Genomic DNA, 14,003 nt, shown 5'->3' with positions numbered 1-14,003 from the left:
ACGCCTTCTTGCCCTGTCTCGCTGAAGACAGGGTATGAGTGGCCCTATCGTGGCAGTCGGTGGCGGACTCGCCGTGGTCTTGCTCCTCGGGTTGAGCGCGTTCTTTTCGAGCTCGGAGATCGCAGTGTTCTCGCTACAGAAGGACTGGATAGCACAGCAGGCGGCGACGGGCGACCGACAGGCCCAGGTGCTGGAAGAGCTGTACGACAACCCACACCGCCTGCTGGTGACACTGCTGGTCGGCAACAACATCGTCAACATCGCGATTTCGAGCATCATCACCGTCCTCGTCGCGAGCTATCTCTCCCCAGGGCCGGCGGTCGTTGCAACCACGGTCGTGACGAGCTTCCTCATCCTGATTTTCGGCGAAATCGTACCGAAGGCGTTCGGCCTCGGCAACGCGCAGGAATGGGCCCTGACCGTCGCATCGCCGGTCCGGATCGTCGAGCGCGTGCTCTCCCCGCTTATCACGTTGTTCGACGGAATTACCAGTCGCATAAACGCCCTCATCCCCGTCGAAACCGACATCGAGAAGCCGTACCTGGACTGACCGTCAGTACTGGTACAGAGAGACGACGAACGGCAGTTTGTTGTACATCCAGATCGCCAGCGGGAGACCGATGATCGTCACCGATAGCGCGTACGCGACGCCGGTCCAGACGCCGCTGGCCCACCAGCCGACGAAGACGAACCAGACCGCGCGGACGAGCAGCGAGTGTTGCGAGCCACCGTCGGTCTCTGTGACGAGTCGGTCGCGTCGCTTGAGCGTCAGCACGAGCGGTACCCTGTTTATCATCTTGATGCCCAGCGGGATGCCGATGATCGTGACGTTCAGTAGCCACGCGACCGAGAGCCAGATGCCAGTGACCCACCAGCCGACGAGCAGAAACCACACCGCCCGAACGAGGAGGGACCGCTGTTCACTCATACTTGGAACATACCCCGGCCGGCATCATAAGCTTCCTGTCCGGTGTGTGAGGACAGAAACCGAGCCAGCCACACAGTGTGGGTCCGGCGTTACGCTTCGAACCCGTCTTCGAAGACGAACGTCCCGTTCCGCTGCACGACTTGCACCGACCTTTTTCGGCGTCGGGTCGCCGCTGGCGACCGCTCCTTGAAAAACGTCGTCCTCGTGAGCGGAGCGAACGAGGGCTCGGGAGAGCGTGCTCTCCCGGCGATGAAAAAAGCCGCTCACTCCGTTCGCGGTCAGTACTCAGACCTCGAACCCGTCTTCGAAGACGAACGTCCCGTTCCGCTGCACGACTTCGCCGTCGACTTCGATGAACGAGTCCTCGCTCATGTCGACGATCATGTCGACGTGGACGGCCGATTCGTTTTGCTCGTTGTCCTCGCCAACCGTCTCGTCGTAGGCTCGCCCTACCGCCATATGAACGGTGTCACCCATCTTTTCATCGAACAGCATATTGTAGGAGAACTGGTCGATATCCCGGTTCATTCCGATACCCAGTTCGCCGAGTCGGCTCGCACCGTCATCAGTCGACAACACCTCTGTCAGGAGGTCCTCGTTCTTGGCGGCGCTGTGCTCGACGACTTCGCCGTCCTCGAAGCGGAGGAAGACGTCGGTCACTTCCCGGCCCTGATGGTACAGCGGCTTGTCGAACAGCACCTCGCCCTCGACGCTGTCGGAGACTGGCGCAGTGAACACCTCACCGCCGGGCAGGTTCTTCTCGCCGTAATCGTTGAGCGTCTCGTTGCCGGCGATAGACATCGTCACGTCGGTCGTCTCTCCCGAGACAATGCGTACCTCCTCAGCGGGGTCGAGTATCTCGACCATCTGTGCCTGGTGCTCGCGAACGGCGTCCCAGTCTTTGAGGACGGCGTCCCAGACGAAGTTCTCGTACCCCTCTGTGGAGGTCTGGGCGAGCTGGGCGTTCGCGGGCGCGGGGTACTGGGTGAGACACCAGGTCTTCGAGAGCCGCTCGTTCAAGAGTGGCTGCTGGGACTGCTGGTAGGCGGCTGTCGTTTCGGGGTCGACATCGCTGGTCTCGGTGACGTTGTCGCTGCCCTTGATAGCGATGTACGCGTCCATCTCCTCGTACAGCGCCTCGATGTGGCTCGGCGTCTCGAACTCGTCCCGGTTGCGGAGGTAGGCGCGCCGGAACCGCTCGCCGAGGCGGTTCTGCACAACGAGCGGGTTCGCGCCGCGGTCAGCGGCGAACTCGTGTAGCGCGGTGACGAGGTCCGAAGCCTGCGGGTGGGCGTCGATAACGAGGTTGTCGCCTTCGCTCAGGTCGATAGAGTGGTCGACGATGACTTCTGCGTGTTCGCGAATACGTGGGTCCATACAGATAGGCACCACCGACGGCCCCTAACCGTTACCCTCCCGGCTACTTCTTCTTGCTCTGCTGGAACCCTTCTTTGAATCCCTGGAAGGTCCGCCGGAGCATCAGATACATAAAGAAGAAAAACAGGAGCACAGCAGCGAGGAGCGCGTAGGTGAGCAGGTCAGCCATACCGGCGGTTGTCGAGCCGACATGAAAGTCCTTTCGGGAGACCCGCCTTCGGGCGTCTACCGGTCGATATCGGAGGGTAAAATACGGGTTTGACCGATAGCTACAACGATCACTGTGCTTTGGCAAAGACTCATAATCCCATAGAACATACAGATAGTCATGTCGTTGCTGCCCTCTCGGGACCCGGCGACCCCGGACGCCGAACCCCGAGTAATCGGTGTCGACAGTGATGATGCGGACGACGTGCTGTCGGCACTCTCGGCAGAGACAGCGCGCAACTTACTGTCAGAGCTAAACAAGGAGCCAGCACCGCCGTCGGAGCTGGCCGACCGGGTGGATACGTCGCTACAGAACGCACAGTATCACCTGAAAAAACTCAAAAACGCCGGTGCGGTCGAGGTCGTCGATACGGCCTACTCAGAGAAGGGACGCGAGATGGACGTGTTCGCGCCGGCCAACCAGCCACTCGTTATCTGTGCCGGCGACGAACAGGAGACGTCGGGGCTGCGGGCGGCGCTAGCGAACATTATCGGCGGGCTCGCGATCATCGGCTTCGCCAGCCTGCTGGTCCAGCAGGTGTTCGGGAGCGGACTTGGGTCGCTGTTCGGTGGCCCGACAGTGTCCTCCGGGAGTGCGGACACTGACCCCCGGAATCCGAGTCTCTACGCCGAGAACGCTACCGTGACGGACGGCGGCTTCGAGGCCACTGCGGGTGCGCTCGACACCGCCGCACAGGGCGGCGCTGAAGCCGCCGCTGCTGTGATTCCGCCGGGACTGGCGTTCTTCGCCGGCGGCGCGTTCGTCATTGCAGGCATGGCGGCGCTGTGGTACATGCGCCAGTAGCCGCTGATTCGGTTCACTGTGACGCGAGCTTTTGACGGAAAGTTACCGTGTAACTGTCTCACCGTTCGACGATAGTCGTCGATATCGGCGTGCCATCCGGGGAGCGGAGACGGACGCGAACGTCACCGGCCATCACATCCAGTTCCGCGTGGGCCGGCTGATAGCGCCGCGGGTCCGCGTAACTGCCCGGGTTGACCAGCGTCCAGCCGCCGAAATCAGTCAGTACGGGTTTGTGCGAGTGTCCGACGACGACGATATCGGCGTTTTCCTGCCGAGCCAGCATCCCGAGGGCGGTTTCGGTGTGCTCGTGGCCGTGGACAACGACGATGGTCAGCCCCTCCCAGGAGACGGTCGCAACGTCGGGGAGGCGGGCGCGGACCGCCGGTCTATCGTTGTTCCCGACGACGCCGGTCAGTTCGTCGCATTCGGCGTCGATAGCATCGAGGACCCGCTCGGTCATGAAATCGCCCGCGTGGAGAACGTGGTCGGCCTCGCGGACAGCATCAAGCGTCCGACCTGACAGTCGATGGTCGTCCGTCCCGTGCGTATCTGAGATGACAGTGAGCATACCGCCGGTAACGGAGCCAGGTATAAATCCAGAAGCATTTTGCGTGATGGATGTGACGGAAAAATAATGGCAGGGAGCAAATCAGTCGTCATCGCCGCACTGATAGCCAACGGCGCGATTGCGATTTTGAAGTTCTTCGGCTTCCTCCTTACTGGGAGTGCCGCGATGCTGTCGGAGACGTACCACAGCATCTCAGACACCGGAAACCAGGTGTTCTTGCTCATCGGGATTCGGTTCAGCGAGCGGGAGCGGGACCGTCGCCACCCCTTTGGCTACGGCAAGGCGCAGTTCTTCTACAGTTTTCTCGTCTCCGTGTTCCTGTTCGGCATCGCCGGCTGGGAGAGCGCGAAACACGGCTACAACCAACTGACCGCCGGCGGGCACGGCGGCGGTGGACACGCCGGGGAGGCAGTCGAGTTCCTATTCATCTCCTTCCAGCCGCCGGCGTGGCTGGACCCGCTGTGGGTCAACTACACCGTCCTCCTCGGCGCGTTCGTGTTCGAGACGTACGCGCTAATAAAGGCCCGCGCCGAAATGAAACGCCAGATCGACCGGAACGACTGGTCGGGCTACCGCGAGGCGTTCCGCAAGACCAGCGACGTGACGACGCTGACCGCGCTCACTGAGGACACCATCGCGCTGGCAGGCATCGTCATCGCGCTGGTCGGCCTGTTCCTCGAACAGCAGACCGGCAACCCGTTTTTCGACCGGATCTCCGCGCTGCTCATCGGGATTATGCTGATGGGCTTCGCCCTGGCCCTGGCCTGGGAGAACAAGCGCCTCCTCCTGGGGGAAAGCCTCCCGACGGACGAGGAACAGCGACTCCGTGACGTCATCATGCAGAACGAGAACGTGACGGAGATCATCGGCTTCCGGACGGTCTACTTCGGGCCGAACGAGGTCATCGTCTTCGCGGACCTACAGTTCGACCCGGCACTCGATACTGAGTCGATGGACGACGAGATAACGACCCTCGAATCAGCGATGCAGGACACTAACGGCGACATCAGGAAAGTCTACATCGAGCCGGAGTCGTAGGGGTCGCTGTCTTCGAGCCACCACGGAATCGGGACGCGCTCGGTGTCGGTCGTGACCGTCACTGTCGTATCGATGTCCGGCCGGTCCGGTCGACGTTCGGTGTGTTCGACGTATCTGATTACCCCCTGTCGGTCGACGTACAGCCGCGACCGCCCGATTTCGGACTCGTTCTCGCCAATCGGCGTCTCGACCGTATCCGTCGCGGCCAGAACAGCGACCGGTCGTCCGTTCCACTGGACGGAATCCACCTGCCGATACTCGGTATTCGACAGGAGTTGTCGGAGCAGATTACTCCCGGCTGTCGAGGTGACCAGCGAGGTGTTCGGTGTCGCGGGCGTGGTGGCGTACGGCGTATCAGGATCGTCTCGGACGTTGGTGTACACCGTCCCGTTGGCGAGGATCACATCGTCCGATATCGGACCGAACCGACGTCTGACGCGCTGGACCTCTCGCTCACGGTCTACCCAGACGTCGAGCGTGTTCTGTGGCCCCGCCTGTTCGACGTGGCGGTGGAAGCTCCGGGTCGAAAGCGCCTGCTGGTGACGGTCCAGTAGTCGGCCCACGTCGACGGTTCCGTTGCTAGTCGGGACTGTCACTGTCGCGTCCGGCGAGGGAGTGGGGACGGGCGCTGGCGTCACCGGGTCGCCGCCGTCCGCTGTCGACCCGGCCGAAAAGAGGCCGGAACAGCCCGCGAGAAGCGCGATGGCGACAGTGAGCGTGACACGCCACATACGTTTCAGGAAGGGCGCTCGCGGCAAGTAGCTGTGGGGCCGAACCCTTTTGCCGGTGAACGGCCAATCGAGAGTACGTGGCAACGACGGACGACGGCTACATGCGGTTTTTCCCCTTCGAGGAGCCGTACGACCATCAGCAGGAGGCGATGGGAACGATATACGACGCGCTCGAAGAGGGCCGTGACGTGCTGTTCGAAGGGGCCTGTGGGACCGGGAAGACGCTCGCATCGCTGGTCCCCGCGCTAGAGCACGCCCGCGAGACGGGCAAAACCGTCGTCATCACGACGAACGTCCATCAACAGATGCGCCAGTTCGTCGAGGACGCCAGAGCGATTACCGACCAGGAACGCCTGCGAGCGGTTGTCTTCCGGGGGAAAGGCTCGATGTGTCACATCGACGTGGACTACGAGGAGTGTCAGGCACTGCGGGACACGACTCGCGACTTAGTCGAAGTCGAGAGCGACATCGCCGAACTCGAACAGCGCGAGGGGGAACTGCTCTCGGACGGCCAGGCGGGCAGCAGCGAGGCGATGGAGGCCCGCAACGCCGTTGTCGAGGAACTCCGAGACCTGCAGGACGAGCGGGAGGAGATCGAAACCGAGCGGTCGACCTGCGACCACTACTACCGGAACCTGACCGTCGACACCAGCGAGTTCTACGCGTGGCTGTTCGACGACGTTCGGACGCCCGACGACGTGTACGAGTACGCTCACCAGCAGGGGCTGTGTGGCTACGAACTGCTGAAGGAGGGGATGGACGGCGTCGACCTCGTGGTGTGTAACTACCACCACCTGCTGGACCCGACCATCCGCGAGCAGTTCTTCAACTGGATCGGCCGCGACCCCGAGGACATCATCGCCGTCTTCGACGAGGCCCACAACGTCGAGTCGGCCGCCCGCGACCACGCCCGGCGGACGCTCACCGAGAACACGCTCGATCAGGCGCTGGAGGAACTCGACAGCGAGGAGGACGCCCGAACGGACGCCGCGGCCAACGTCATCGAGACGTTCCGGGACGCGCTCGTCGAGGCCTACGAGGACTCCTTCGAGTTCGGCGGTCGCGCGGCCGTTGACGAGCACTGGGACGACATCACTATCGCCAACGACGACCGGAAAGACGACCTGACGCTTGCCTTCCTCCAGGGGTACACCGGCCCCGGCTTCCACGAGGAACTGGACCGCGCGCTGGAACTCGGCCGGGACCTCGACGCCCGCTACCAGAAGGCGTTCAAAGAGGGCGATCTGGACACCAGAAAGGAGTGCCAGACCCTCCAGGCCGCCGGTTTCATCGCCGACTGGCTCGACGAATCCGACGAGACCGGCCAGTACCCCGTCGTCAGCGTCCGCCGCGACGAGTCGACCGACGAGGTGTACGGCCGCGCGGAGCTGTACACCTGCATCCCCGAAGAAGTCACCCGCGACCTGTTCGAGGACCTACACGCGGCGGTGCTGATGAGCGCCACGCTCCGCCCCTTCGACGTGACCGAGAACGTCGTCGGCGTCGAAGACCCGGTGACGATGGCCTACGGTGCGCAGTTCCCCGAGGACCGCCGCCGAACCTACGCCGTCGACGGTCCCGCGCTGTTTTCCAGCGAGCGGGACGACCCACAGACCCAGCAACGCATCGCGCGCACGCTCGAAGACATCGTGCGTTTCACACCCGGCAATACGCTCGTGTTCTGCCCGTCCTACAGCGAGGCCGAGCGCTACCACGACATGACCGCCGTGAGTGCGACGCGGTACCTGGACGAGTCGGGCACACAGGCGCGTGACCTCCGGGAGGCCTTCACCGACGGCGACGACGGCGTCCTCTACACCTCGCTATGGGGGACGCTGGGGGAAGGCGTGAGCTACGACGGCGACGACGCCCGGACGGTCGTGGTCGTCGGCGTTCCCTACCCCCACCTCGACGACCGCATGGACGCCGTGCAGGACGCCTACGACACGACCTTCGGCGATGGCGAGGACGATGCCGGCTGGCGCTACGCCGTCGAAATTCCGACCGTCCGCAAGACCAGACAGGCCCTCGGTCGCGTGGTCCGCTCGCCGGACGACTTCGGCGCGCGCATCCTGCTGGACAAGCGCTACACCGAAGCCGCCGAGATGGAGATGCACGACTACGCCGTTCGCGGAACTTTTCCGCCCGAGGAGCGCCGCGAGATGGTCGACATCGGCCCCGAGAAACTCAAGTTCGCGATGCTGAACTTCTATCAGGACATGGACGCCTACGACGGGCCGCCGCCGAAGCCGTAGAGCGGATCTGTGACGTCTTCCCGTGAGTCCGTTGCATAAAGAGCCTCAGACTCAGAGAGGGGTGCTGATCCCTGCTCTTGTCGCTGTGTTCGTCACAGGATAAATTTAAATTTGATGTCAATTTGATCATAAAGTTGTCGATACGTCGGATCGTTTGCAAGGATTGGAAAACTGCTCGTGACTTTATTCTCCGGTGTTTTGAACCGGACGTCCTGAGAAAGTGCGATGAAGCCAACGACAGACATCTCACGTCGCGAGTTCGTCACGGTGGCCGGCGCAGTCACTACCAGTGCGCTAGCGGGTTGTTCCGGGAGCACCGTTGAAACAACGGAATCAGCGATGGAGACCACTGATGGGAGCACAACAGGCGCGAATACGACCGGTGACGGAGCAACAGAGACAAACGACCTCGTCAGGGCTATCGATAGCCAAGCAGTTCCGTTCGAGCCGACAGCCCCGTCCAGTGGCCTCGACGATATCGCCACCCGACTCGCTGAGACGCCTATCGTCGGGATCGGAGAGAGTTCACACGGGGTGAAGGAGTTCAAAACAATTCCTCGACAACTCGTTCAGCGACTGGTCAGCGACCACGGCTACCGTCTGGTGGCGATAGAAGGGACGCTCGGGGACTTCGCTTCCGTGAACGCGTACGTTACTGGCGGGGAGGGTGACCTCGACGCGGCGCTGTCGTCACTCGAATTCTACTTCTGGCAGACCGACGAGATCCGCCGGCTGTTCCAGTGGCTACGGGAGTTCAACGACGGGCGACCCAGTGCGGACCAGGCTGTTGTGCGGGGGTACGATGCCCAGTTCTATCACATCAACGCGAGGGCCATCCGGTCGTACCTCGATAGCGTGGATTCGGAGTATCTGGCGGAGATCGAGGACTCGCTCGAACCGTTGACGACGCGGTTTCAGGCGACCGATCCCTCCACGGTCGCGACCGATTCCCAGATGGCACTGATCGAGGATCTCGAAGAGCGGCTGCGGACCCACGAGAGTCGCTACGTGGAACAGCGTTCGGAGACCGAGTTCCGGCTTATGCAGCGGCACGTCTGGACGCTCGAACGAGGGGTACGGTTCGTGGAGAAACTCGCCGCCGAGGAGTACACACAGGGTAAAACGATCCGTGACGCGGCGATGGCCGACAACGTCGCGTGGCTCCGTGAGTGGACGGGTTCGGAGCGCGCCATCGTGATGGGGAACGCCAACCACACGATGAGAAACGTCGGGGACGCGTCGGAGGACGGAGCGCGAATGGGGCAGCACCTGACTGAACGGTTTGGCTCGGACTACTACTCGCTCGGGCTGCTGTTCGGGTCGGGTTCGTTCGCAGTGCCGGCAAACCACGAGAGAACCGAGTTCGAGACGTTCGACCTCGGTGGCCCAGTCGGCAAGACGCTGGAAGCGACGCTGGCGGAGGCGTCACACCCACAGTTTTTCCTTGATTTCGAAGACGTACGGGAGCGGGACTCGATCGACCGCTCGGTCGCGAATACATCGAAGATGCAGGTGACGGCCCCGAAGGCACCCGAAAAAGGTGCGATGGCGATTCCGGAACCCCCCGGTGAACTGATGGATGGCATCGTTTTCATCCGCGATGTCTCGCCCGCAACGTTCTCCGGGTCAGCGTAGCCACAGCGAAGTTGTCTTTTTACAAACCGGTCACGACGGCTGGTTCAGGTTCGCGTCAGTATGTCCCGTATTCGCGGCGGCTGCTGGTGCTCCCAAATCAGGACCCGAGAGAGGCGCTGTGAGACCGGTCCGGCGAGATGGAGAGCCCACTGCGGATCGTCGGATACCCGCTCGGCGTTGTCGGCTGACCAGCCGAAACCGGATGTTTTGAAACCCTCCACGCGAAACTCGCGGGCAATGCTAGTCGCTTTCGACTTCGACGGGACGCTCTCCGATTCGGAGATGACGGTCCTGCTGGGAAGCCAGAACGGGACGGCCGAGGACATGGCCGACATCACCGAGCGCGCGATGAACAACGAAATCGAGTACGCCGAAAGTCTCCGCCAGCGGTGTGCGCTCCTCGAAGGCCTCTCCGAGGAGAAGGCACAGGACGCCTTCGACGAGGTCGCCCTGCGCCCCGGCGCGGCAGAGATCATCGAAGCTCTGCGGGACGCCGGCGTCTACGTCGCTATCCTCACCGGCGGGTTCGAGCGCGGCGTCGAGGCTGCACTCGAAACGGAGGGGGTCGAAGTCGACGCTATCGTCGCCAATCGGCTGGTTATGACAGACGGAGAACTCACCGGTGAGGTCCGCGGCCCGCTCATCTCCGGGACCAAAGACGATGCGATGGAGGTTGTGACCGCTGTCACCGGCGAGGACCGGGACACGACCGTCGCGGTCGGGGACGGAGCTAACGACCTGCCGATGCTCGAAGTCGCGAACCTGGCTATCGGCTTCGACCCGAAACCGGCCGTCGCACCGTCGTGTGACACGTCGGTCGAGACGATGGACGAACTGTACGACCTGCTGGAAGCCGAAGACGTCCTGTAGCGCAGTTTCCGCGCTCGCGCTCCGGATTGTGCATTGAAGCCGTTCTCGCCGCTGACCAGTATCGGATGAGAGATTGAAGCAGGGAGAGGCACGCTCCCCACGGACGCGAGCGTTCGTTGTCGGACCAATGACAGAGTATGGTTGAGCGTGAACCGACGCGTGCTCGCTACCGGCGACGGTTCATTGAATACATTATCCTCTCCCGTAATAAACCTAGTGAACAGGTGAATTCTTGCGTCACTTTGGTACGGGTGTCCAGATATTGGATCCAGAATACTGTATCTTCAGTTAGTTGGTTGCCTGACCGATAGCCTGGTCGAGGTCGGCTTTGATATCCTCGACGGATTCGGTGCCGACGGAGAGTCGGACCATGTCATCAGTGACGCCGGCGGCGGCCTTCTCCTCGTCAGTGAGCTGCTGGTGGGTGGTCGAGGCCGGGTGGATAATGAGCGTCTTCGCGTCGCCGACGTTTGCCAGCAGAGAGGCGATTTCAGTCGATTCGACGGTCGTTCGGGCGGCGTCGTAGCCCGCGTCGAGGCCGAACGTTATCATGCCGCCGTAGCCGCCGTCGAGGTACTCGCTGGCGGTGTCATGCGTTTCGTGGTCTTCGAGGCCGGGGTAGGTGACCCACGAGACCTCGGGGTGGTCGGCGAGGAACTCGGCGACGCCTATGGCGTTGTCGCAGTGGCGGTCCATCCGCGCGGGCAGCGTCTCCAGGCCCTGCATCGTCTGCCAGGCGTCGAAGGGTGACTGCTGGCAGCCCAGGTCGCGGAGGCCGCGGGCGATGGCGGCGTAGGTGAAGGCCGCGTCGTCGAACCGCTCCCGGAAGTTGACGCCGTGGTACGCGGGGTTGTCGCCGGCGATTTCGGGGTATTTATCGGCGTGTTCCTCCCACGGGAACGAGCCGCCGTCGACGAGAACCCCGCCGACGGTGGTGCCGTGGCCGTGAATCCACTTCGTCGTGGAGTTCCAGACGAGGTCGGCCCCGTGCTCGATTGGGTTACAGAGGTACGGCGTCGCGAAGGTGTTGTCGACGAAGAAGGGGACGCCGTGGTCGTGGGCGATTTCGGCGAGGCGCTCGAAGTCCGGTGTGACCAGCGACGGGTTGCCGATGGTCTCACAGTGGACGTAGGCGGTGTTCTCGTCGATAGCCTCGGCGTAGGCGTCGTAGTCGAGCGTGTCGACGAAGCGGGTCTCGACGCCGTTTCGCGGCGCGGTGTGGGTGTAGTAGGTGTAGGTCCCGCCGTACAGCGACGACGCCGTGACGACGTTGTCGCCGACGTCTGCGAGCAGGAAGGTGGCGAGATTCAGCGACGCCATACCGGAGGCGGTGGCGACCGCGCCGACGCCGCCTTCCAGCGCCGCCAGCCGTTCCTGTAGCATGCCGACGGTGGGGTTCATTAGCCGCGAGTAGATGTGGCCCGGCTTCTCCAGCGCGAACTGCTTTGCGGCGTCCTCGGCGTCCTCGAAGACGTAGGATGTTGTCTGGTACAGCGGTGGCGCGCGCGAGCGGGTCTCGGCGTCCGGCTCTTCCTGCCCGACGTGCAGCGCGTCGGTTTCGAATCCGTGGTCTTGGTCGTCACTCATACACCCCGCTTCCACCGGACGGGTCTTAATAACAGCCACACCGGTCAGCCCCGCCACTGCTACGAGATACCGGTGATTCTTCGCACTAATGCCGAATAGGTTCGGCCATGGGTCGACAGGGTACAATCTGGGCGGTGCTGTCGAGACAACGTACAAACAGGCGGACGGCCGGGAGCGAGTGGTGCGACAACTGTCGCACCCGAAGCGACCCGGGGAAGGGCAGGCCTGCGGTCGTGCCGGGCGGTTAGCATACCGGTCGCCTGGCGACCGGTTTCACCGGACGCGAACGGAGTGAGCGTCCGGCCTTTTTCGCCCACGTTTTTGTACGGGGGTTGAGCGCTCGGCCCCGGCGAGCGCGAGGCCCCCGTGGAAAAAGGTGGTTAGGTAAACTTCCGGACCGTCATCGAAAGCGTATCCAGATCTAGAATCGGCGCGAAGCCGGCGTCCGGGTCGATGTTGACGCTCTTCTGGAACTCGGTCTGGGCCTGCCAGCACCCGGAGTTCAGCGCAACGACGTTGTGATACTCGCCCCAGCCGAGCTTGTGGACGTGGCCGGTGTGGAACACGTCCGGGACCTCCTCCATGACCAGATAGTCGCGGTCCTCGGGGGCAAGCCGGGTGTGGCCCCCGTACTGCGGCGCGACGTGGCGCTTTTTCAGGAGCTGATACATCGCCTTGTGTGGCTCCTCGTAGCTCGCTTCCTCGTCGGGGAGTTCGGCGATGACCTCGTCCAGCGAAACGCCGTGGTACATCAACACTGTGACGCCCTCGACGGTGACCAGCGAGGGATTAGAGTGGACCTGAGCGTCGTGAGCAGTCATGATGTCTCTGAGTTCCTCGTCGAAGCCGGGCTGGGGCTCGGCCAGCCGAACGGCGTCGTGGTTGCCCGGAATCATCCGAATCTCCATGTCGCCCGGGACCTCCTTGAGGTACTCCGAGAACGCGCGGTACTGGTCGTAGATGTCGATGATGTCCAGTTCCTCGTCCTGCTCTGGATAGATACCGACGCCCTCGACCATGTCGCCGGCGATGAGCAGATACTCGACGTTCTCGGCTTCGGAGGTGTGGAGCCAGTCGGTGAAGCGGTGCCAGGCGTCCTCCATGAACTCCTGGCTCCCGACGTGGACGTCGGAGATGAGCGCCGCCTGAACGTGCCGGTCGGCGGTCGAGGGGCTGTGTGTTCGGGGCACGTCCGGGAAGTACAGCGAGTCCACGAACAGGATGCCGGCGTCGTCGGCCAGCGTCCCCTCGACGGCGATGACCTCGTCCATAAGCAACTGCTGGACCAGATCGGCGATAGGCCGGTCTTTCATCACGAGGCAGGGGAAGGTCCCGTTCGTGTCCTCCAGTTCGACGAGCCAGTGCCCGCTAGCGGTCGAACGGATGTCCGAGACCATGCCGATCAGCGCAGCGTCGCTGCCGCCGCCCATGTTCTCGATAGCGTCAGTCGGTCGGTGGTTCACTCTGCCGCGCAGCTTGCTCGCCAGTTTCTCGTAGCGGTCCCGAAACACCGCGACGAAGTCCGAGTACTCGCCGGTCCCGGTAGACTGGCCGGTCATGTCGTTCGCGACTTCGATTGCCCGGAGGGATGTGTCCACGTCCCGTGACCCCCCCGTTTCAGGTGGAACGGACCCACCCGGTTCGGTCGACGTGGCTGCACCTGTTCCAGTCGAAACGGAGGGGTGTGAATTGGGTGGAGTGCCGGTAGTTTCGTTTCCGGGGTTTGGTTCGGTATTCGGCGATCCCCCGGTGGCTTCTGTCGCTTCAATCACGGAGTCGACGTGGTCTGTTGTCAGCTTCAGCGCGTCGTCGGGGAGGGTTTCGAGTGCACGTTCCAGCGTCGCCGATGGGTCCGATGTGTCGGCGATCCGAGTCACTGCCTCGCGCTCCGCGTTGTAGCCGCGGCTCGCGAGTTCGCTGACGATTCGTGCCGGCGTCTCCAGAGGCACGTTCCACACTCAGTGTCTGCGGTCAAAAGGATAGCGAACCAACGGCCGTCACA

General features: G+C 62.9%; 13 protein-coding genes. 6 read left to right on the top strand and 7 right to left on the bottom strand.

Going from position 1 to position 14,003, the window contains the following annotated elements; genetic code table 11:
• Window positions 1-34: 34 nt before the first annotated feature.
• Window positions 35-550, top strand: coding sequence for a CNNM domain-containing protein (locus ACNO8S_RS15570; RefSeq protein WP_008307172.1), 516 nt, complete (start codon window positions 35-37; stop codon window positions 548-550).
• Between the two features lie 3 nt (window positions 551-553).
• On the opposite strand, the gene ACNO8S_RS15565 is transcribed toward ACNO8S_RS15570, so the two are convergent.
• The 3 genes from ACNO8S_RS15565 to ACNO8S_RS15555 form a co-directional block, all read right to left on the bottom strand.
• Window positions 554-928, bottom strand: a complete 375-nt coding sequence (locus tag ACNO8S_RS15565) for a YccF domain-containing protein (RefSeq protein WP_008307173.1) — start codon at window positions 926-928, stop codon at window positions 554-556.
• 285 nt (window positions 929-1,213) lie between these two features.
• Complete coding sequence (locus tag ACNO8S_RS15560; RefSeq protein WP_064288536.1) at window positions 1,214-2,305, bottom strand: aminopeptidase; 1,092 nt, start codon at window positions 2,303-2,305, stop codon at window positions 1,214-1,216.
• A 43-nt stretch (window positions 2,306-2,348) separates the two neighbouring features.
• Window positions 2,349-2,474: a hypothetical protein gene (locus tag ACNO8S_RS15555; protein WP_004959992.1), complete on the bottom strand. Its 126-nt coding sequence runs from the start codon at window positions 2,472-2,474 to the stop codon at window positions 2,349-2,351.
• Window positions 2,475-2,633: 159 nt separating this feature from the next.
• Between ACNO8S_RS15555 and ACNO8S_RS15550 the strand changes: the two genes are divergently transcribed.
• A complete protein-coding gene (locus ACNO8S_RS15550) occupies window positions 2,634-3,317 on the top strand; it encodes an ArsR/SmtB family transcription factor (protein WP_050037291.1) in 684 nt (227 codons plus the stop codon).
• Between the two features lie 58 nt (window positions 3,318-3,375).
• Here the strand turns inward: ACNO8S_RS15550 and ACNO8S_RS15545 are convergent, their stop codons facing one another.
• Window positions 3,376-3,885 (bottom strand): metallophosphoesterase, encoded by a 510-nt coding sequence (locus ACNO8S_RS15545; RefSeq protein WP_014039050.1) that lies wholly within the window; start codon window positions 3,883-3,885, stop codon window positions 3,376-3,378.
• 66 nt (window positions 3,886-3,951) lie between these two features.
• Between ACNO8S_RS15545 and ACNO8S_RS15540 the strand changes: the two genes are divergently transcribed.
• Entirely contained in the window at window positions 3,952-4,923 is a 972-nt protein-coding gene (locus tag ACNO8S_RS15540; RefSeq protein ID WP_014039049.1) for a cation diffusion facilitator family transporter, read from the top strand.
• Here the strand turns inward: ACNO8S_RS15540 and ACNO8S_RS15535 are convergent.
• A complete protein-coding gene (locus ACNO8S_RS15535) occupies window positions 4,902-5,654 on the bottom strand; it encodes a hypothetical protein (protein WP_014039048.1) in 753 nt (250 codons plus the stop codon). The genes ACNO8S_RS15540 and ACNO8S_RS15535 overlap by 22 nt on opposite strands.
• Before the next feature lie 77 nt (window positions 5,655-5,731).
• Here ACNO8S_RS15535 and ACNO8S_RS15530 point away from each other — a divergent pair, with 77 nt between their 5' ends.
• From ACNO8S_RS15530 to serB, 3 genes are all read left to right on the top strand, one after another.
• Window positions 5,732-7,909 carry an ATP-dependent DNA helicase gene (locus ACNO8S_RS15530; RefSeq protein ID WP_420182248.1) on the top strand — a complete coding sequence of 726 codons (2,178 nt, stop codon included), beginning with the start codon at window positions 5,732-5,734 and terminating at the stop codon, window positions 7,907-7,909.
• A 225-nt stretch (window positions 7,910-8,134) separates the two neighbouring features.
• A complete protein-coding gene (locus ACNO8S_RS15525) occupies window positions 8,135-9,544 on the top strand; it encodes an erythromycin esterase family protein (RefSeq protein WP_420182247.1) in 1,410 nt (469 codons plus the stop codon).
• A gap of 237 nt (window positions 9,545-9,781) precedes the next feature.
• Window positions 9,782-10,414 carry a phosphoserine phosphatase SerB gene (gene serB / locus ACNO8S_RS15520; protein WP_014039045.1) on the top strand — a complete coding sequence of 211 codons (633 nt, stop codon included), beginning with the start codon at window positions 9,782-9,784 and terminating at the stop codon, window positions 10,412-10,414.
• A gap of 288 nt (window positions 10,415-10,702) precedes the next feature.
• Here the strand turns inward: serB and ACNO8S_RS15515 are convergent, their stop codons facing one another.
• Complete coding sequence (locus ACNO8S_RS15515) at window positions 10,703-12,001, bottom strand: O-acetylhomoserine aminocarboxypropyltransferase/cysteine synthase family protein (protein WP_044951534.1); 1,299 nt, start codon at window positions 11,999-12,001, stop codon at window positions 10,703-10,705.
• 380 nt (window positions 12,002-12,381) lie between these two features.
• Entirely contained in the window at window positions 12,382-13,950 is a 1,569-nt protein-coding gene (locus ACNO8S_RS15510) for a DNA-directed DNA polymerase II small subunit (protein ID WP_420182246.1), read from the bottom strand.
• Between the last annotated feature and the right edge of the window lie 53 nt (window positions 13,951-14,003).

The sequence above is a fragment of the Haloarcula sp. KBTZ06 genome, from assembly GCF_048595605.1.
GTDB classification, from domain to species: Archaea; Halobacteriota; Halobacteria; order Halobacteriales; family Haloarculaceae; genus Haloarcula; species Haloarcula hispanica.
This window is presented reverse-complemented; position numbering and strand designations above follow the sequence as displayed.